The sequence below is a fragment of the Alistipes sp. ZOR0009 genome (assembly GCF_000798815.1).
In the GTDB taxonomy this organism is placed as follows: Bacteria; Bacteroidota; Bacteroidia; order Bacteroidales; family ZOR0009; genus Acetobacteroides.
The window spans coordinates 1-19138 of record NZ_JTLD01000045.1 but is presented as its reverse complement, the minus strand read 5'-3'; the positions used below and the strand labels follow the sequence as shown (position 1 = coordinate 19138).

The window sequence follows — 19138 nt, the reverse complement described above, 5'->3', positions numbered from 1 at the left end:
TAAGTTGGATGTGCTATTCTACGGTTGTTACCTTAATAGGCATCTCGTTCTTTAGCATCATAAGACCTGTGGTGATAACGGTATCTCCAACCGAAATTCCATTTATGATTTCTACCTGGGTGCCGGTTCTAAAGCCGGTCTTGATTGTTGTCAGCACCGCCTTTCCGCCTTTAGCCAGATAGACATTTTGCGAGCCTAGCAGCGGAACAATGGTTTCGGCAGGTAGGAGCTTGGTGGCGCCGCCATGCAGCGGTACGTTCACCTTGATGTACGAGCCGGGTATCAGGTTATTTTTGGCATTCGAAGCGTAGCCCCTAATTTTTACGGTGCGCGATAGCGGATCTATATCTGGCTCTATCGCATAAATCTTAGCGCTATAATCCACGTTATCTCCCTCTACAGTAAATGCGATGGTTGCCCCTTTTTTGACAACCATGGCGTAGCGTTCGGGTAGGTTAAATTCGATTTTAAGCGGATTGGTCTGAATTAGCTTTGCGATAACGCTTGTTTGGTTTACAAATGCGCCAAGGCTTACCGAGCGCAAGCCTACGGTTCCGTTAAACGGAGCCCTGATTTCGGTTTTTGCAATTTGGGCGTTGGTCATTTGGATATCGGCTCTGATAGATTCGAGCGATGTTTTAGCCTGCTCGTAATCTTGCTGGCTAATCCCATTAATTGCCAAAAGCTCTCTTTTGCGCCTCTCGTCCAAGTTGGCTTGGGTCTCCTGCACCTTTAGCCTTTTTAGGGTTGCCTGAAGGTCGGAGTCGTTAAGCTTGGCAAGTAGGGCGCCCTTACTTACAGCCGCACCTTCCTGTAGGTTTAGCGAGATGATTTTACCTTGCGCTTCGGCCTTTAGGTCAACCTGCTCGTTGGGCATCAGGGAGCCATTTACCGTTACATCATTCTCTAATGACGATTCCTTTACAATGATGGCGTTAACCTCTAAAGGGTCCTTTTTTCGGTCTTTACCTTTGGCGTTTTTACTGTTACCAGAGCATCCTGTAAGTAGGATGCCAGATGCTAGTAGGAGCATGGATGCCTTTCCAAGTATTGCTATCGCTCTCATATTTAAAGCTGTATTTTGAGTTGTATTTTGCGTCTTTATAGTTAGTCAGACACAGAATTTGCGGAAAACTTTTGCGCCCGAACTCTTTTGTTAGCCTTTATTCGATGATATTAACAGTTATCCCAACGGTTGGCATCCGCTTTTACCTACCCTTTTTTTAGGTTTTGCACCTCCTTGTCCGTCAGCTCCCGAACATCGCCAGGGGCAAGCGCACCGATCTTCAGGCTCCCTATGGCGCATCTAACTAGCCGAAGGGTGGGGAAGCCAACGGCTGCCGTCATCTTCCGAACCTGCCTGTTTTTTCCTTCGGTAAGCACTATCTCAATCCAGCTGGTGGGTACGTTAAGCCTAAAGCGAACGGGTGGGACTCTTTCGGGCAGGCTGTTGGGCATTTCAATCTTCCGGACAGTGCAAGGTTGCGTAAGGTATGCCTTGTCCAGCTTAATAACGACCCCTTTTGCCAGCTCCCCCACGGCGCTGTCCGTAATTTCTCTATCCACCTGCACCCAGTAGGTCTTTTGGTAGTGATTTTTAGGGTTTAGGAGGTGATGGTTTAGGGTTTTATCGTTGGTAAGCAGCAGCAGCCCCTCGCTATCGTGGTCCAGGCGTCCTACGGGGTAAACATCCTTCGGAAATGCAAAGCCGAGGTCTGCCAGCGTCGGCTTGTCTCCCTCCTTGCTAAACTGCGACATCATGCCGTAGGGCTTGTATATTAGGTAGTACTTCAGGTTTTGTGGCTTGGGCTTGCTTGCGGCCATGCGCGATTTTACAACCATCTTTTTCGTTTAATATTATTGGGGTGGATGCGCTTTTCACGAAATCTCCCCGTAGGGGGAGGTCGAGGCGCCTACCAAAACCTTAGCGGTTTTCTCAATCCGATAGAGTTTATTCGAAATTAGTAATTTATGGCGAAAGTACCATTAAGCGCCACCGCCTATAATTTAAGGAAGCGGGCAGCGCCCTGCGGCGTTTTCACAAAAATAGAGGGATGGGTGCGCTGCTAGTGCAATGGTTTGCATGGCGTATATGCGCTCTGTACAGGGTTTTATGCGTGTAGGCTTTATATTGCCTGCTGATTTTGGATGCGGTGGTGCCGTTGTTTAAAAAAGGAACCAAAATTGGGCTATATTTGTAGTGCAAATTTAAGAGAGCACGAATTCAAAAGTTGAAGCGCACTGCGCTTCGGTTTTTGGAATTCAACTTCAAAACACCATCACTTGTAATAAGTTTTAGAAAGACCTTAGGTCGTCTTTTGTTAGATTAACCACTTAGACTAAAAGCAGCCTGCACCATGGGCTGCTTTTGCTTTTATAGCCCAGCATCGCTTCTATTCTAGTTGGGCGTACCCCAGAGTCTGTACGGATAGTGGGAGGGGGGCAGCCAAAAGCAAGGGAGTCTGTGCAGGTAGAATCTGAATGAGGGCGGTGGCAGGGAGTTGGGATGATGAATAGCTCTTGATGTTCTTCATTTGGCGGCAGGTTGTTAACGCCAAGTTTGTGTAGGGTGCTAAGCTTTTTTGGGATGAAAGAGTAAGGCGATATCTCTGCGTTTTTTATTGTTAATGATTTATAACCCAAAGATGCGTGTTGAACTTAGAAACAGGACGGTTAAGCCTACTTCTAGGTGAATAATTTTTACAAATTTTGCAGCATCATTTAAATAGTAATCTATGAAAAAATATTTTTGTGGTTTGTTCCTTTTTTTGGCGATCCTTGCTTCATGCGAGAAAGAGGAGGATTTGGGAACTTTTGATTCCATTAAAGTCTCAGACATAAGCAATTCATCTGCCTACATTTTTGGAGCGGCTAAGGTTGAGGGTAAGGTTAAGGGTGTGGTCGTAGGTGAGCAGCCTAATGTGACAGAGGCAAATGGTACTGTTTATTCCGACGAGAAAACAGAGGGCAAAAATTTTAGTTTTTTTGTATCCCAGTTATACGCCAATACCAAGTACTACTTCAAAGTGTTCTATACTGATCAAAAAGGAAATAGGATATATAGCCCCGAAAAGCAGTTTACCACTACAAATTTTAATGTGACTCCGGTGTTTGGTAGTCTCACGGCAGTTGATACTATAGTTAATCAGAAGAACAGTTTTATGGTTCGCATTTCTCTTAATGAATCTGGAGGGATTAGAGGCGCAGAGTATGGAATATGCTACGATAAGACACCCAATCCAACTATTGATGCAAAGCGAATTGTTGGCATTCTAGATAGCAAAGGTGTAATAACCTGCGATATGTCTAGCCTCAATTGTTATGATACGGTTATGGTGAGGCCGTATTGCAAAAGTGAAAAAGGGATTCACTATGGGAAAAGTTCGAAGTATGCAAAATCTTCTTGGATTTTTGCTGGGCGATTTCCTGGTAAAACAACTAATCGTCCTGCTTCGATAATGTACAATGGACGGTGCTACATAATGCTAGGGTACAATCCTAATGCTTCTTTAAGAAAAGACGTTAATGATGCTAACTCTGATATGTGGAGTTTTTCCTCTCAAAATAATGAATGGACAAAAGAGTTGGTATTAGATGGCATAATTAAAGATCGGACACACCAAGTTGAGAATATGAAGACAGTGCCGCTCTCCAATGGATTTATGTTTTTTAAAGGCACCTATTTTGGGTTTGATGCATACACTTCTTTTTACACCTACAATGCCACAACAAAGCAGTATGCAGAATTTTCACCTAGCGGGATTGATGATTATATCAATTCCCATTCATTGGGATGCTATGGCTTTTTGATGAATAAGTGCCCTTACGTAGCAATGTATGCTGGGAATTGTTATGATAAAGGGGTGCATATTTACAAGTTCGATGAAGGATCGAAAACCTTTAGCCTAGAAACGTCTAATCCTAAACGGTTCGGAGCTGGAAATGTTGTTAACTTTACAATAGGGAGTCAGGCATACATAGGTGGTGGTTATTACATCCCTTTGTTTAGTAATTTTAAAACAGAGTATACAAAAGATTTTTGGAAGTATGATTTTGTAACAAAGGAGTGGAGGCAGCTTAAAGATCTGCCTGAATCTGAATTTGTAGCTTCTTTTTCGTTCAAAAATCGTATTTACGCCATTGCTCGAGGTTCGGACAACTTGTACGAATATAATGTTAGCAGCGATACTTGGAACCTGATTGAGAAGCTACCGTTTAAGACTGTAGTCGCAATGCCATTTAGCGATGCTTTATACTTATTTACCTCACACGAAGAAGCTGAATGGTATGTAAATAAAGTATGGAAGGCAGTAGGTCTTTAGCTCCTAGCCAAATCGTAGAATTATAAAAGAATTGTCGTATTCAATAGTACCCCCTCCCTAGTAGCGACGTGCTGCTGGGGAGGGTTTTTTATAACCCGTCCCTCTTTCCATCCCCTCGCAGCCACGGCTGCAACCCCTCCCAATCCGTTTTTAGCCCTTGCAGGGGTAGCTGCAAGCACCAAAAAAAGTTTTTTAGTCCTTGAAGGTGCCCATGCAAGCACCAAAAATGGGCGTTTAGCCCTTGAATGGCCCCATGCAGGAGCTAAAAATGTTTTTTTACCTCTTGCATGGAGGGCTGCAAGCCTCCCGGACATCGGGTAGGGTGACGCCAAGGGTGTGTTTGTGAAAAAATGTATAAAAAGTTAAAAAAAATCACGCTTTCGGGTATCGCGAATTGAAAAATTATTTAGCTTTATAGTGCTAACATTAACAATTCTAACGTATGATTGAGCCATCCCTATTTCAGGAAATGCGCATTAACGAAAAGGGCGCATTTGCCGACAAAGTACTAGCTAAAGCTAATCCTTATGGCGAGAAGGACGCCGATATGAAATCCCTTATCGACGATGCCAACACCAAAAATCAAATATTCGGCAAGGCCTTAGAAAAGCTGAGCTTGGTGGCTATCACCAAGCTGATGCACGAGGGCGACGACCTGCGCGACGGCGGCATCTCGAACCTCGAAGGCTACGCGCTGAGCTGCTCTAAGCGCAAGGACCCCGTGTGGGCCGCCGCCGGACAGGAGGTGGTAAACGCCCTTAGGGCCATTGGTTGGAATATGAACTACCGGGGCAACAAGGAGGAGACCAAGCTGGTAGACCTCTTCTTGGCGCAGATCGAGGCACAGCCAACCCTAAAGCAGGCTCTTACCACCATCAGCGCGCAGGGGTGGATAGACGAGATCCGCGAGGGGCAGGCCAGCTACAAGCTGCACGATGCCCAGCGCGAGGCGGCCGATAAGCCCGGCGGCAGCATCACCTCGAGGGAGGCTGCGCGCGAGCTAGGCGTTGCCATCGACAAGCTGTTCCGCTACGTTAACTTCCAAATCGAGTTTAAGGATAGCGCCGACTGCACCGCCCTGGCTAACGAGATCAACAAAACAATTGCGGAGTATCGGGTAACCATGAGGCAGCGCGCCACCACCTCCCAGAAAAAGGGGAAAAAGTAAGGCCATAGAGACACAAATATATGGAGCATTGCCTTGGGGCAACCCGAGCGGTGCCGGCCTCCATCTACCCGTGGAGCGCCACTTAATTTAATGTGAGTATCAAACCACCAGCGATGTTCGACGTGCATCGGGGGTGGGTTGAGGTCGGGAGTAAAATGGCGGGAGGCTATTTTATTTTCCGACCTTATCCGTTTACGGGGATTCGGGATACAACTATTTTGCTAACTTTAGGTAGTCAATTGATAGGTATCGTATGCTAAACTTTTTTAGGGTTACAAAAATACATCACCCAATACTACTTATTGCTAGCATCATAGCCATAGGTACTGCGGGGTATGTTTACTTAGAGAATTATCGGTTACTGGATGCGCTTTACATGACCATTATTACCATTGGTACGGTTGGGTTTGGCGAGGTGCATCCGCTTTCGGAGGTTGGGCGCCTATTTACAGCCGTCCTGATCCTCACAACACTCGGTATATTCGCCTACTCGATTACGCTCATCAGCCACTCGTTTGTGGAGGGGGAGGCTCGCCGCTACTTTGCGGAAAAGTATATTCGTCGAAAAATTAAGAAAATGAAGGAGCATGTGATTATTTGTGGATTGGGAAGGACAGGTAAAGCGGCCTGCCACGAGCTGCTAGCTGCCGATTCTAAAATTGTAATTGTAGATAGGAAGGGGGGCGACAAGGCTCCTCGGTCCGAGAATCTGGTTGTGGTGTCTGGCGATGCTACCGACGAGAAAACCTTGCTCGATGCCGGTATAGAGCATGCAAGGGCAATTATTTGCACGCTACCTTCCGATGCCGACAACGTATTTGTCATCTTAACGGCAAAAGGGCTAAATCCCCAAATTCATGTGGTGTGCCGAGCCTCGCAGGAGAACTCCTACGGTAAGATGCTTCGGGCAGGAGCCGATTCGGTAATCCGCCCCGAGGAGATTGGGGGGAATATGATGGCGCATATGGTGCTAAAGCCCGATGTAACGGAGTTTTGGCGGATGCTCTCGTTTAAGGACGGCGCTCCCGAAAACTACAAGGAGGTGCTCTGCTCCATCTTCCCCGACGAAACTATCGGCAAGCCAATACATGACTTGCATGTGCGGCGCATTACCGGGGTTAGCATTATTGGCTACAAGACTGCCGAAGGCGAGATTTTGATAAATCCGCTGCTCGACCGCGAGCTCGAGCGCGATGGGAAGCTGTTTATGCTGGGAACCAACAGCCAGTTCGAGAAGTTTTATGAGGTTTTTACCAAAAAGTAGGCGCACGGCATCTCGGTAGGGCAGGTAGCTTGCCGCTTATCGTAGCCAAAAGCAGAAGGAGCATATAAAAAGAGGCTGTCCAATACTTTTTGGACAGCCTCTTTCTTATATTATACTCGACTAAAGGTTTCGGGTAACGTAGTAGGCGTTGGCCTGCTGTGTGGGCGTTACAACGATGTCGTTAATGTTTACGTGAGCTGGGCGCGTTAGTACGAAGAGAATGGTTTGGGCAATATCTTCGGCAAAGAGCGGCGTAACGCCATCGTAAACCTTTTTGGCCTTCTCCTCGTCGCCGTGGTAGCGAACTAGCGAGAATTCGGTTTCGACCATTCCTGGGCGTACCTGCGAAACCTTCACGTTTTCCTTTAGAAGATCTACGCGCATCGCTTTCGAAAGGGCGTCAACGGCATGCTTGGTGGCGCAGTACACATTCCCATTTTCGTAAACTTCGGTGCCGGCTATCGATCCGATGTTGATGATGTGTCCCGATTTTCTCTCGGCCATCATTGGTGCAACTCGTCTGGTAATGTAAAGAAGCCCCTTGATGTTGGTGTCGATCATCCTTTCCCAATCGTCTTCCAACCCATCCTGTACGTGGCTTAAGCCTGCAGCAAGACCTGCGTTGTTGATGAGCACATCAATCTTTCTCCATCGTTCGTGTAGGTTGTTGATGGCAGAGTCAACCTGAGCCTTATCTTGGATATCAAAAGCAAGCGGTAGTACGTCTGCCTTGTACTTTACCTCTATCTCCTTTTTTAGGTTGTCAAGAAGTTCGATGCGGCGTCCGGTGAGTATTAGGCTGTATCCGTTTTCAGCGAGAAGAAGGGCGGTAGCCCGACCAATTCCAGATGTAGCACCTGTTATAAGTGCAATTTTTTTCATTTGGTAGAAATTTTAGCTGTGGCTGTTTGGCGATAAAAGTACGAAAAAGGTTTTCTTATTATTTTAATATGGGCTAAAAAAGAAAAGTATTTAATAAAACGTCTAGGTTGAGAGGTTTTGGGGGTAACGTTAAAACTGAAATATTATTTAAGGTAGCGCGCGGTTTACTTTAACTAAAATATTATATTTGAGTTTTAACACTCTATTATGCAGATGGATGGTCGATTGGAGGTTCGAGAGACGATAATGCAGCAGAACCTATACCTCGAAAAGCAAGTGGACTCCTTCGCTTTGCTAACAAGCCACCAGAGGAAAGTTCTTTTGAATTTATTCTCCTGTTGTATCTCAAAGTCATTTTCGGAAGCAGTTGGCGAAATAAATGTGGATGTAAGTAGCGCTATCGGAGAAAACTTCAGCTCTCTTTTGGTTAGAAATGCAACTCCAGCGGCATCGCTGCTCTTAAATGTCATTCCTCGAACCTCGGAACAGGCTCCTTTCCTCGATACCTCCATGAGGCGCTGCAGCCAGCTTTATGCTACCAGTGGAGTTCCGGTGCTTTCGTCCTGCGTTCGGTTTGTGAAAGACGCCTCGAGCTCCGTGCTTTTTTCGATGGATATTTCTGCTGATAGGCAATCTCGGATTTATTTGGATCAGCCGCACTATTCTGCATTTGCTGTGAATGTGGAGGGCGGGATTCTCGAAGAGTACGAGCTGCATGCTAGAATTCAGGAGCTAAGGAGTAGGGGAGAGCAGGTTTACGTGGAGGCCGCTCGGCGCTCGTCCGACTACGGGGTTGTGCTTTCGTTGGCCAACCAGTTTGGCTACAGGGCTAGCGTTAATGCGGATGTGTTCGAAGTTAACCTATCCGCCCGCTCGTTTATTTTTATTGTATCTACCCCAAATGTAGCGTCCGATAGTAATCTTTTTAAGGGTTTTAAGGCCGTTCAGTTTGCAGACTTGGTTGGAGAATCGGGCCATTCTATAGTCAAGATAGATGGATCTTCTGTTTCTATTTCATCGTTACTTATTGGTGAGGTGATCTTGAAGGCAAAGCAGTACAAGGAATTTGAAAGTATTCCCTCCGATATCTCTTCTTTTATGGAGAAAAAGAATGGGGATGCCGAATACCAAAGCATTCAAGATATTTTTGCTGATGCGGGCCTGTTTTCGCACTCGCTGCTGAAGCACTTTTTTGATGGCAGCACCGGCCTTCACAATACGAACACCGAAAGCATTCATGGAATAACCTACATCTCGATAGAGGGGAAGGGGCGCTATTTGGCCTCTTTGGAGTCGTATGTTCCGGGAGAGCACGAGTATCCGGCATCGGAATGCATGTTACGAATGGTGCTAAACCATGAAATTTATGGTGCAAAACCATCTTTGGCCGTGCTGAAGGTGGTGGAGGGCGAAGGAGCATCCCCTCAGTCGATGGTGCTGCTGCAGGATATAAGGCGCACCTTAGAGATGCTTTCGATAGCGTGTAAGGTGGAATTTGAAACGGCTGAAAACCTGTCGCTGAATGTAGCGGTAGGTGTTGGGCTGGTGTCCAAAATAGAGGCTAACGTTAGCCCGGTGATGGGAGGCTTTAAATCGAAGGGAGATCTTATATACAAAGTTAATTTGCTTGCTGCTAACCGTAGCGCCCAGCCGGACCTTGATACGGATGGTAGCCTGATTCGGTTAAAATCGCTCATAAAGGATTTTGTGAAATCAGGCTTTGTGAATGCCATAACTCCGATTCATCGAGGGGGCTTGTTCTTGGCCCTGTATTCCATGTCCGAATGTCATAACCTGGGCTTCGACATAACTGGAGATGACGAGCTTTCTTTTGCCAGCTTCTTGCTGAAGGAAGAGATGGGGCAGGCTGTAATGGCCGTCTCCCCCGAGCTGGAAAGCGATTTTGTGGATTACATAAAGGATGCCGGCATTCCGGTTACTTTACTTGGTCATGTAACTAAAGGCGAGCTAAGAATTGACGATCATTCTTATGGATTCATTGTCGATTTAAAAAAGAAGGTTTCCTTTGCATTCCAGAATAATCTTAAGGAGATGGCATCTAAAAAAATTGTAAAGCCTTATGGCGAAACCCATGGTTCCAAAAAGGAACAAGTGGCAAACATGTTCGATAATATTGCACCTAAGTACGATTTTCTCAACCACTTCTTGTCGTTAGGTATTGATAAGATTTGGCGCAGGAAGCTGGTTAAAGAGGTTGGTAAGTATAGCCCTTTACGAATTCTTGACATTGCCACAGGAACTGGAGATTTGGCGATTGCTTTGGCAAAGCTGCGTCCTCAAAATATTGTAGGACTAGATATTTCCGTTAAGATGGTGGAGGTTGGAGTTGAAAAGGTGAAGGCAAAAAGCTTGGACAACGTCATTTTTCTTAAAGAAGGGGACTCGGAAAATATTCAGTTTGACAGCAACACGTTTGACTTTGCAACTGTTGCTTTTGGGGTGCGAAACTTTGAAAATCCGCTCTTAGGCTTAACCGAGATGCATCGTGTTTTGAAAGCGGGAGGCGGAATTGCCGTTCTGGAATTTGCAATGCCCACTAAGTTCCCAATTAAGCAGCTGTATAAGTTCTACTTCTTTAAAATACTACCAGGAATTGGTCGTCTTTTTTCGAAAGATAGATCTGCATATACCTACTTGCCAGAATCGGTGGAAGCCTTCCCAAGCGGTGAAAAATTTACCGATTTACTAAAAGAGGCAGGCTTTACGAATACCCGAATAATTCCTTTAACTTTAGGCGTTGCCAATATCTACATTGGCGAAAAATAACGAAGGAATAGGATGAAAGGGATAGGATTATTCGTTCTTGCTACGCTTTTTCTTGCTTTGCTTGCTGTCCCATCGTGGGGGCAGCTAAGGAAGGATAGGCCTCTTATAAACCCCGGCTATGATTTGGGACGTCCGCTTCACTTCGGATTCTCTATGGGGATAAATTTTATGGATGCCGAGGTTAAGAACAACCAAATCGTAGTTCAAGACGAAAACGGGAAGAACGTTCTGCTTTGGTCCGATGTTTCGAGCATTACACCCGGATTTAATGTAAACATTATTGCCGAATTGAGAATAAAGGAAAACCTATCCCTCCGTTTTCTTCCTGGAATGGCTTTTGGGCAGCGTACATTGTCGTTTTACGAAATTAGAGTTGAGAAAAAGAACTTAGATTCGCTTTATCATCAAATGAAGATAGAGTCATCGATGATTGAGTTTCCGTTGCTGGTTAAGTATAGTGCTAAGCGGCATAGCAACTCCAAGCCTTACCTGGTAGGTGGCATTAACCCTCGGTACGATTTGGCCGCAAAGAAAAAGTTTAGCGAAGGCGTTTACGTTGCCTTTAATCCGCTGGATGTTTATATGGAATTAGGCGTTGGGGTTGATTTCTATCTTCCGTACTTCAAATTTTCCACCGAGTTAAAATACTCAAGAGGTTTCTTCAACGTCCTTTCGAGCAGAAAATCGGAAGGCTACGAATATTTCCCCAGAACAATAAATGGCGTTGTTTCTGACATGATTATACTTTCCTTCCATTTCGAATAGTTTTCTACCTTTGTTGCAAAATCTATAGCAATGCCACAAGAATTGAATCTTATCCTTACACCTAAACAGGCGTCTGATAAGCAGTACTACCTGCCAATAATTGCGAAAACCCTTAATGTCGATCCTCATAATATAGCCTTTGTACGAGTGGTTAGGCGCTCTATAGATGCTCGAGGAAAAGCGGTAAAGGTTAACATGGGAGTACAGGTGTATGTCGATGAGGTAATTCCTGAAACGTTTTCATATAAGTTTGATTATCCTGATGTCTCGCATAAGGATGAGGTTGTTATTGTAGGATCAGGACCTGCTGGACTATTTGCAGCATTGCGTCTGATTGAGCTAGGCTTTAAGCCAATTGTGCTAGAGCGGGGTAATGATGTCTCGAACAGAAAAAGAGATGTAGCCCAGTTAAATAGGAATCAGCCTATAAATGTAGACTCTAACTACTCCTTTGGAGAAGGCGGAGCAGGTACATTCTCTGATGGGAAGCTGTATACCCGTTCTAAAAAAAGAGGTGATTATAGAAAGGCGCTAGAAACTTTGTGTTTTCATGGCGCTGACGAAAATATATTGGAGGATGCCCATCCTCACATTGGAACCAATGTTCTACCACGAATAATTGCAAACATCCGAAATACAATTCTTAATGCAGGCGGTCAGGTTCATTTTGGGGTGCGTGTAAACGATGTAATTGTTAAAGATGGTACCATTAAAGGGGTAAAAACAGCAGGAGGAGAGACCGTCTTAGGGAAAGCGGTTATTCTTGCTACGGGGCACTCTGCTAGAGATATTTATGAGCTACTTCATCGCAAAGGTATTCTGCTTGAGCCTAAATCTTTTGCTATGGGGGTTCGAGTGGAGCACCAGCAGGAGCTGATTGATTCAATTCAGTATCACATGCCAGCGAGGGGAGAGTACTTACCTGCCGCTGCATATAGCATAGTGCAGCAGGTTGCTGGCCGAGGTGTTTACTCTTTTTGTATGTGCCCAGGCGGATTTATAGTTCCAGCTGCCACAAATCGTAATGAGGTTGTTGTTAATGGAATGTCTCCCTCTTTACGTAATTCTAAATTTGCTAACTCAGGTATTGTTGTCGAAATTCGGGTAGAAGATTTTGCCGAATATGCCCAGTATGGCCCATTAGCAGGATTGCAAATGCAGATGGATTTGGAAAAAATGGCATTTGAAAAAGGCGGGAATGGGGTTGTATCTCCAGCTCAGCGGTTGTCCGATTTTGTTCAAGGGAAAACATCATCAGAATTAGTAAAAACATCCTACCATCCTGGTGTAACCTCGTCGGACATGCATAAGTGGTTGCCTTGGGGGATTGGGCAAAGGCTACAGGAAGGATTTAAGGCTTTTGATAATAAAATGAAAGGCTTTGTAACAAGTGAGGCTCTTATTCTTGGGGTTGAATCTCGAACATCCTCGCCAGTAAGAATTCCTCGTGATCCATCGACATTGCAGCACCCTCAGATCAGCGGTCTGTTTCCATGTGCCGAAGGTGCTGGTTATGCAGGTGGTATAGTATCTGCCGCAATAGACGGAGAACGTGTCGCAGAAGCGTTTGTAACTTGGGCTAAATAGAAAGTCCCCTGCGCCGAAACTCCGAGCAGCATATTGATGTGGCAATCGCAACATTTAGCGATTCCACATTTTCTTTTTTGAACGATGGAATGGTTACTTTATGGGATACTAATGCCTCTATTTCAGGGGATATTCCAGATCCTTCGTTTCCCATAACTAGGGCGCCAGAGGGCGATAGGGCTGAACTATATATGTTTTCTCCTTCCATAAAGGTGCCGTAAATTGGAATAGAGCGTTGCTGAGCATCCCTCAAAAGGCTTACTAAATCTCTATAAATGATATTAATTCTGGCGATAGCCCCCATTGTGGCTTGTACTACCTTGGGGTTATAGCAGTCTGCGCTTGCCTCGCTGCAAATAATGGTGTTGATGCCAAACCAATCAGCTAATCTTATAATGGTTCCTAGGTTGCCTGGATCTTGAATGCCATCTAGTATTAGAGTGAGTTCTTTCTCAGGAAGTTTAGCCAGAGTGGGCATCTGAGGTATATTAAATAGGGCAAGGCTGCTAGATGGTGTTTGAAGGAATGAGATTTTTTTCATCTCTTCCTCAGAAATAACCTCTTTAAATGCGATTCTCGGAAATTCTTTAGCTAGGCTTTGCGAGGTGATGAACATTTTTTTTGCAGAAAGGCCTGCTAGCATGATTTCTTTAATGGCCTTAGTTCCTTCCGCAACAAAAACACCCTGCTCAACTCGCTGTTTTTTCTGAGACAATCGTCTAATATCGGCAATTTCCTTCTTTGTCATTCCTGATTTTTGAGGTAAAGTTATAATAATCTTGATTATTTGCAGAGTTTGGAATGCTTTCGAAAGGTTACACGATAGCAAATGTTTGATTCTTAGTAGTCTCTGCTGAGTGCAAATCTTTTCTTCTGATTGGACTTTTTTTTTGAAAAAAGCAAAGAATTCAAATAAAATTGTATTTTTGTCGCAGGTTTAATTAAGCGTAATGCCCAGTTAAACTTTGTAGATGTTGTTTCTCAACTCTACAGGCTAATAGATAAGTGGTTAACTTCGCTACTAAATGTAGCAATGGTGTTTAGAGGTTGAAAGTGCTCGATGTGAATCGAGCATTTTTCTTTTCTTATGGTTGGTTTTTAATTCTATCCCATTATTTTTGTTATAAAGAAATTGTGTGCTTGTGAAAAACTATCTTTATACTATTTTGCTCATAGCCTTACTAGCCAGCTGCTCTTCGACTAAGTTTGTGCCAAAGGGGGAGTACCTGCTTTCGAGGGTGAAGGTGAATATCGATAACAAAAAAGTGAGCAAAAGTGCAGTTGAGGGAGTTTTGCAGCAAAAGCCAATCAAAAAGTTTGTGGGAATCCCTTTCTCTACTTGGATTTATAGCATGTCGGATAGCACCGGCAATACGCGGCTAAAGCGTTGGTTCAACAAAACTTTTCAAAAGTTGGGCGAAGCTCCTGTTATTTTTGATTCTACTCTTTATGAAACATCTGTGAACAGCGTACGCCTATATTTAAAATCAAAAGGGTATTATAATGCTGTTGTAAAAGACACTGTTGTGTTTGAAGGAGCAAAGGCCAGTGTTTTTGTGGATGTAAAAACAAACCGTCCATATCGAATTAAGAAGATGCAGGTAGTTGGCGATTCTTCGTTATCCCAAATCATAAAAAAGGACTCCCTATCATCATTTTTGCATGCGAAGATGATCTTTGATACGGACATGCTGGAGAAGGAACGCGAGCGGGTTGCCTTGTTGCTAAGAAATAAAGGATACTTCTTCTTCAATAAAACCTACGTAGTTTACGAAGCCGATTCTACCGTTGGAAATAGGGAAGTGAGTATTACTCAAATCGTGAAAAATCCAATGGTGTACAGCACAATTGCAGATTCAACTCGCGAGCAGGTGCACGAAAAGTATACCATCAAGGAAGTTAATGTATTTACGAACTATGATAGAGTTGAGGCTTTGACAAATAAAAGCTATCTGAATAGTTTTGTAGAGAATAGAGTTGACGGGGTTAGCATTTGGAGCAATGGGCCAAGAAATGTGACCCCAAATTTAGTTCTACGTGCTCTTAAAATCAGACCTGGTGATTTTTACAGCCAAAAAGCACGAAGCGAAACAGATGACAACTTTTCGGATCTTAAAATATTTAGAACCACAGACATCCAGTTTAGTTCCGTTGAAAATAGTCGAAAAGCAGAAATGGATACTGCTCTAGTAACATTTGTACAACCGAAGGAGTTGGCTTGTAATATTTACCTCTCTCCAATGCCTAGCCAAGGCTATAAGCTCGAAGGTGAAATGTATCTATCTTCAGACTATTGGGGGCTTGAAGGGAATCTAGGGTACATGCATCGCAATTTGTTTAAAGGGGCCGAACTTTTTAATATTAACCTTAATGGCTCCATCCCTTTTTCGCGGCGCATAGATGGAAGTACTGCTACAGAACTGAGTCAATCTACGGAGTTGGGGGTGAGTGCATCGATAAATATTCCTCGATTTTTGATGCCCTTTAATATTAGCAAGCTGTTTAAAACGAATGCACCAAGAACCCAATTTTCGGTTGGATATAACTACCAGAGTCGAACGATTTATACTCGAAATTTGCTAAACTTTGGTTTCGGATATAACTGGATGATGAACCAAAATGTTTCCGTTTCGTATAGTCCTATCAATCTTAATATCATTAAGATGTATAACGATGATAAGTTGTACGATTATTTAAAAGATCAGCTGCTTTTACGAACTGCTTTTTCTGACCATTTTATTTCCTCTGGAAAATTTTCTATTACATATAATAATCAAAAAATAAGCGGATTAGGTAGCTATTATTATGCTACATTAAATGCTGAACTTGCAGGAAATGTTGTGAGTCTTTTTAACTCTGGGCTAAAGAAGGGAAAGTTGACGGATGGTTCTGAATCTTACCTAATTTGGGGAATGCCTTATTCTCAGTTTTTTTCTGTTGATTTTACGACAGTATATAATGCTCGGTTAGATTCAAAGAATCGGTTGGTTTATAGGATTCAAATAGGGGCGGCATTCCCTTATGGTAATGCAACAGCACTTCCTTACGAACGTTATTTTTACGTAGGTGGTGCCAATAGCATGAGAGGTTGGCAGGTACGAACACTTGGTCCAGGAGCATTGCCCGAAAATGATGATAAAAATAGGTTATTCCAAATCGGTGATTTTAAGATAGAAGGTAATGTAGAATACCGCTATAAGCTTTTTTGGTCCTTCGAAGGCGCTCTTTTTGCCGACGTGGGAAATATTTGGTTTTTGCCTCGAAATAAGTTGGGTGAAGATGCTTCTAAATACGTTGTTTTTCATATAGACTCCTTCTATAAGCAGCTAGCAGCCGACGCGGGGGTTGGGCTTCGTCTGAATTTGGGATATCTAATCGTTCGTTTAGATTCTGGTTTTCGGATGTTTGATCCGTCAAAAGAGGAAGGGAAGCGATTTTTGCCTGCAAATGGGTTTTCTAGGCGAGATATTTCGTATCATATTGGTATTGGTTATCCTTTTTAATTAAAACGTTATGTTGAGGCGATTTCTGAAAGAGTTTTTGGCCTTTTCAAAATGGGAGCAGAAAGGAATTATAATTCTTTTAGCTCTGATTGTGATTGTAGCCCTCTTTCAGGTGCTGTATAGGCCAAAGCCCACCTTGCATTTAACTGCTCCAGTGCAACATAAAATTGATGAGTTTGAGTCGAAAGTCATCGAAATGGAGTGGCAGAAAAGCAGGACTGCAGATAGAAGCAAGTATCCCAACAGTCGTTCTGGAGGCAATAAATTCATTTTATTTGATTTTGACCCGAATACTGCAACTGTTGCTGATTTTCAACAAATGGGTTTTACTCGTAAGCAGGCAGATGTAATTGAGCGGTATAGGCTTAAAGGCGGTGTTTTTAGGTGCAAATCTGATTTTCAAAAGATTTTTGTGGTAAGTGAAGATATGTTTTTGCGATTGGAACCATTCATCCGTATTAATTTCCCTGCTAAAGATACATCTATCCGCTTTTCAAAAGCCTACAAGCCTGTTTGTTTGGATATAAATAAGGCTGATACGGCTGAACTTGTGATGCTAAAGGGAGTTGGTGCTGTTATTGCTAAACGTATTGTTGCGTATCGGGATAGGTTAGGAGGTTTTGTAAGTAATGAGCAGCTTTTAGAGGTTTTTGGCGTGGATTCCTCTCGGTACGAGGGGTTAAGATTGCAGCTCAAGGCCCCGTCGCCTATCGTAAAAATAAAAATTAATAGCATTAGTTACGAGGAGTTGAGAAAGCATCCTTACTTGACTGCTTACCAAGCTAGGAATATAATATACTACCGAACAAAGAAGGGGATGATCATTAATATCCAGGAACTTGTAACAAATAAAATCATCACACCGGAGTGTTCAAATAAGCTAAAAGACTATCTAGATTGTTCAAATTGATTAAAGATGAGAAAACTCTTGTTTTTGAATTGGATTTTTAATAGCTTTGCAGCTCGAAAACAAAAACTGTAACCATGATAATCGTTCCAATTAAAGAAGGAGAAAACATTGAGAAGGCTCTTAAAAAGTTTAAGAGAAAATTTGAGAAGACTGGCATCTTGAAGGAGTTGAGAAATCGTCAATACTTTACAAAGCCATCAGTAGAGCGCCGCGAGCAAGTAAAAAAGGCTATCTATATTCAGCAACTTCAACGTGTTGAGGAATAATATTCGAAATTGCTAATAGTTTGCCTTGTTTCCATTTTTTTTGGTAACTTAGGCATATGATAGCACGATTCGAACAATACCTTCTTGCGGAAAAAAGATATTCTCCACATACTGTAAATGCCTATAAAACGGACATTTTACAGTTTGTGGATTTTTTAGGTTATACTCCTTCTAATTTTGATCCGTCGGAAGTAACCTCTCTGCTTGTTCGAGGTTGGGTTGCTTCTTTAGCAGAAGCAGGTGTGATGGCGACCTCTATTAATCGAAAAATTGCATCTATACGCAGTTTTTACACCTATCTAAGGCGGATTGGTGCTGTCAAAAAAAATCCGACAGCGAAGGTTATCCATCTCAAGCAGCCTAAACGCCTACCTTCTTTCATTGACGAAAATACAGCAATTCATTTTTTAGATGAAGTTGATGAGGACTGTGATTTTTTGAAATTGCGGAATGTTCTCATTGTGGAGTTGCTATATGCTAGTGGTATTCGAAGGGCCGAATTGGTAGCCTTACAGCTTGGCGATATTAGCATGGAAGAAAAAACGTTAAAAGTCCTTGGAAAAGGGCGAAAAGAGCGAAAAATTCCGTTACTACCAGGCACATTATCCCTAATTAAATGCTATATTAGCGAAAGGACAGAGTTCTTTTCAGATGCGCAACCTTACCTGTTTTTAACGGCAAAGGGAGAACAAATATACCCTAAGCTCGTTGAACGAATAGTGAAGGAGCAGCTTAAAATTGCAGGAGTAAAAGGGAAAAAAAGCCCTCATGTGCTTCGACATACGTTTGCTACGCATTTGTTGGATTATGGCGCAGATTTGGTTAGCATAAAAGAGATGCTGGGACATGCATCAATTGGCACTACCCAGATTTACACGCACAATACGCTAGAAAAGATCCAGAATGCCTATAGAAAGGCTCATCCAAGAGCTGATTCAAAATAGTTAGGAGGTTTTATATGAACATCAAAATTCAATCAATTAAGTTCGACGCCGACAAGAAGCTTGTTGACTATGTCGAAGGGAAACTTGTAAAATTAGACAAGTACTATGATGAAATAACCACCATTGAGGCATATTTAAAATTGGAGGCAAATACAGAAACCGGAAATAAGAAGGTTGAGGTTCGGATACTAATACCAGGAAACGAACTTTTTGTAGAAAAGCAAGCGTCTAAATTTGAAGAAGCGCTGGATCTTTGTATTGACAAGTTGAAAGTTTTACTGCCTAAAACAAAGGATAAGGCAAAAAAAATGTAGATCATAATGTAATGAGGAGAGGAGGGTGATAAGCACCCTCCTTTTTTTTAAATTAGCTGAATATTAAGAGCAATCTTTAGTTTTTATTTTGTACTTTTGGGGCGCTCACCGAATGGGCCTAACTGCTTTAAAAGAAAAAAATAAATAAAGCAGAATAGACCTTTGCGGTGTAATAAATTATTTATACATTTGCCCACCGAAATTGGCAATAGTACGTGTTAGGCATACTAATTGCAAATTAGGAGGTTCATTGTAGGTTGGGGAGATACCAAAGCGGCCAACTGGGGCAGACTGTAAATCTGCTGACTTATGTCTTCGTAGGTTCGAATCCTGCTCTCCCCACCAAAAATTGCGGAAGTAGCTCAGTTGGTAGAGCATCAGCCTTCCAAGCTGAGGGTCGCGAGTTCGAATCTCGTCTTCCGCTCT

15 protein-coding genes and 2 tRNA genes are annotated in these 19138 nt (G+C 43.2%); 13 read left to right on the top strand and 4 right to left on the bottom strand.

The genetic code is table 11. From position 1 onward, the window contains the following. Positions 1–13: 13 nt before the first annotated feature. Both L990_RS12860 and L990_RS12855 read right to left on the bottom strand, forming a co-directional pair. On the bottom strand, positions 14–1066 hold the full coding sequence (locus L990_RS12860) for an efflux RND transporter periplasmic adaptor subunit (protein WP_052180996.1): 1053 nt from the start codon (positions 1064–1066) through the stop codon (positions 14–16). Positions 1067–1212: 146 nt separating this feature from the next. Beyond that, positions 1213–1842 carry a pseudouridine synthase gene (locus tag L990_RS12855; protein ID WP_197057287.1) on the bottom strand — a complete coding sequence of 210 codons (630 nt, stop codon included), beginning with the start codon at positions 1840–1842 and terminating at the stop codon, positions 1213–1215. An 893-nt stretch (positions 1843–2735) separates the two neighbouring features. On the opposite strand from L990_RS12855, the gene L990_RS12850 reads away from it, so the two are divergent. The 3 genes from L990_RS12850 (at position 2736) to L990_RS12835 (ending at position 6754) form a co-directional block, all read left to right on the top strand. Continuing rightward, positions 2736–4322: a kelch repeat-containing protein gene (locus L990_RS12850; RefSeq protein ID WP_047450012.1), complete on the top strand. Its 1587-nt coding sequence runs from the start codon at positions 2736–2738 to the stop codon at positions 4320–4322. Positions 4323–4764: 442 nt separating this feature from the next. Next, positions 4765–5490: a DUF6261 family protein gene (locus tag L990_RS12840; protein ID WP_047450006.1), complete on the top strand. Its 726-nt coding sequence runs from the start codon at positions 4765–4767 to the stop codon at positions 5488–5490. A 253-nt stretch (positions 5491–5743) separates the two neighbouring features. Further along, positions 5744–6754 (top strand): potassium channel family protein, encoded by a 1011-nt coding sequence (locus L990_RS12835; RefSeq protein WP_047450002.1) that lies wholly within the window; start codon positions 5744–5746, stop codon positions 6752–6754. A gap of 120 nt (positions 6755–6874) precedes the next feature. Here the strand turns inward: L990_RS12835 and L990_RS12830 are convergent, their stop codons facing one another. Continuing rightward, positions 6875–7636, bottom strand: a complete 762-nt coding sequence (locus L990_RS12830; protein ID WP_047449999.1) for an SDR family oxidoreductase — start codon at positions 7634–7636, stop codon at positions 6875–6877. Positions 7637–7843: 207 nt separating this feature from the next. Here L990_RS12830 and ubiE point away from each other — a divergent pair, with 207 nt between their 5' ends. Genes ubiE through L990_RS12815 form a run of 3 tightly spaced genes read left to right on the top strand, consistent with a single transcriptional unit; the run spans position 7844 to position 12775 of the window. Next, the gene (gene ubiE, locus L990_RS20565; RefSeq protein WP_156121552.1) at positions 7844–10423 is read left to right on the top strand and encodes a bifunctional demethylmenaquinone methyltransferase/2-methoxy-6-polyprenyl-1,4-benzoquinol methylase UbiE; all 2580 of its coding nucleotides are present in this window, start codon (positions 7844–7846) and stop codon (positions 10421–10423) included. Positions 10424–10435: 12 nt separating this feature from the next. Beyond that, a complete protein-coding gene (locus L990_RS12820) occupies positions 10436–11188 on the top strand; it encodes a porin family protein (protein WP_052180995.1) in 753 nt (250 codons plus the stop codon). A gap of 30 nt (positions 11189–11218) precedes the next feature. Continuing rightward, positions 11219–12775: an NAD(P)/FAD-dependent oxidoreductase gene (locus tag L990_RS12815; protein ID WP_047449996.1), complete on the top strand. Its 1557-nt coding sequence runs from the start codon at positions 11219–11221 to the stop codon at positions 12773–12775. Here L990_RS12815 and L990_RS12810 read toward each other — a convergent pair. Continuing rightward, a complete protein-coding gene (locus tag L990_RS12810) occupies positions 12768–13523 on the bottom strand; it encodes a TrmH family RNA methyltransferase (protein WP_047449993.1) in 756 nt (251 codons plus the stop codon). The genes L990_RS12815 and L990_RS12810 overlap by 8 nt on opposite strands. Positions 13524–13917: 394 nt before the next feature. Here L990_RS12810 and L990_RS12805 point away from each other — a divergent pair, with 394 nt between their 5' ends. The 7 genes from L990_RS12805 (at position 13918) to L990_RS12775 (ending at position 19136) form a co-directional block, all read left to right on the top strand. Continuing rightward, on the top strand, positions 13918–16278 hold the full coding sequence (locus tag L990_RS12805; protein WP_047449989.1) for a BamA/TamA family outer membrane protein: 2361 nt from the start codon (positions 13918–13920) through the stop codon (positions 16276–16278). A 10-nt stretch (positions 16279–16288) separates the two neighbouring features. Then, positions 16289–17188: a helix-hairpin-helix domain-containing protein gene (locus tag L990_RS19335; protein WP_052180994.1), complete on the top strand. Its 900-nt coding sequence runs from the start codon at positions 16289–16291 to the stop codon at positions 17186–17188. Positions 17189–17262: 74 nt separating this feature from the next. Beyond that, a complete protein-coding gene (rpsU, locus tag L990_RS12795; protein ID WP_047449985.1) occupies positions 17263–17454 on the top strand; it encodes a 30S ribosomal protein S21 in 192 nt (63 codons plus the stop codon). Between the two features lie 56 nt (positions 17455–17510). After that, complete coding sequence (locus L990_RS12790) at positions 17511–18398, top strand: tyrosine-type recombinase/integrase (RefSeq protein WP_047449982.1); 888 nt, start codon at positions 17511–17513, stop codon at positions 18396–18398. A 14-nt stretch (positions 18399–18412) separates the two neighbouring features. Further along, positions 18413–18712 carry a ribosome hibernation-promoting factor, HPF/YfiA family gene (gene hpf, locus L990_RS12785; protein WP_047449979.1) on the top strand — a complete coding sequence of 100 codons (300 nt, stop codon included), beginning with the start codon at positions 18413–18415 and terminating at the stop codon, positions 18710–18712. Positions 18713–18971: 259 nt separating this feature from the next. Further along, a tRNA-Tyr gene (locus L990_RS12780) sits at positions 18972–19057 on the top strand. A gap of 6 nt (positions 19058–19063) precedes the next feature. Next, positions 19064–19136, top strand: a tRNA-Gly gene (locus L990_RS12775). Positions 19137–19138: the final 2 nt, after the last annotated feature.

Bases quoted from the DNA above. Each gene is read 5' to 3' on its own strand.
- L990_RS12860 (WP_052180996.1), bottom strand. From the start codon at position 1,066: ATGAGAGCGATAGCAATACTTGGAAAGGCATCCATGCTCCTACTAGCA.
- L990_RS12855 (WP_197057287.1), bottom strand. From the start codon at position 1,842: ATGGTTGTAAAATCGCGCATGGCCGCAAGCAAGCCCAAGCCACAAAAC.
- L990_RS12850 (WP_047450012.1), top strand. From the start codon at position 2,736: ATGAAAAAATATTTTTGTGGTTTGTTCCTTTTTTTGGCGATCCTTGCT.
- L990_RS12840 (WP_047450006.1), top strand. From the start codon at position 4,765: ATGATTGAGCCATCCCTATTTCAGGAAATGCGCATTAACGAAAAGGGC.
- L990_RS12835 (WP_047450002.1), top strand. From the start codon at position 5,744: ATGCTAAACTTTTTTAGGGTTACAAAAATACATCACCCAATACTACTT.
- L990_RS12830 (WP_047449999.1), bottom strand. From the start codon at position 7,636: ATGAAAAAAATTGCACTTATAACAGGTGCTACATCTGGAATTGGTCGG.
- ubiE (WP_156121552.1), top strand. From the start codon at position 7,844: ATGCAGATGGATGGTCGATTGGAGGTTCGAGAGACGATAATGCAGCAG.
- L990_RS12820 (WP_052180995.1), top strand. From the start codon at position 10,436: ATGAAAGGGATAGGATTATTCGTTCTTGCTACGCTTTTTCTTGCTTTG.
- L990_RS12815 (WP_047449996.1), top strand. From the start codon at position 11,219: ATGCCACAAGAATTGAATCTTATCCTTACACCTAAACAGGCGTCTGAT.
- L990_RS12810 (WP_047449993.1), bottom strand. From the start codon at position 13,523: ATGACAAAGAAGGAAATTGCCGATATTAGACGATTGTCTCAGAAAAAA.
- L990_RS19335 (WP_052180994.1), top strand. From the start codon at position 16,289: ATGTTGAGGCGATTTCTGAAAGAGTTTTTGGCCTTTTCAAAATGGGAG.
- rpsU (WP_047449985.1), top strand. From the start codon at position 17,263: ATGATAATCGTTCCAATTAAAGAAGGAGAAAACATTGAGAAGGCTCTT.
- L990_RS12790 (WP_047449982.1), top strand. From the start codon at position 17,511: ATGATAGCACGATTCGAACAATACCTTCTTGCGGAAAAAAGATATTCT.
- hpf (WP_047449979.1), top strand. From the start codon at position 18,413: ATGAACATCAAAATTCAATCAATTAAGTTCGACGCCGACAAGAAGCTT.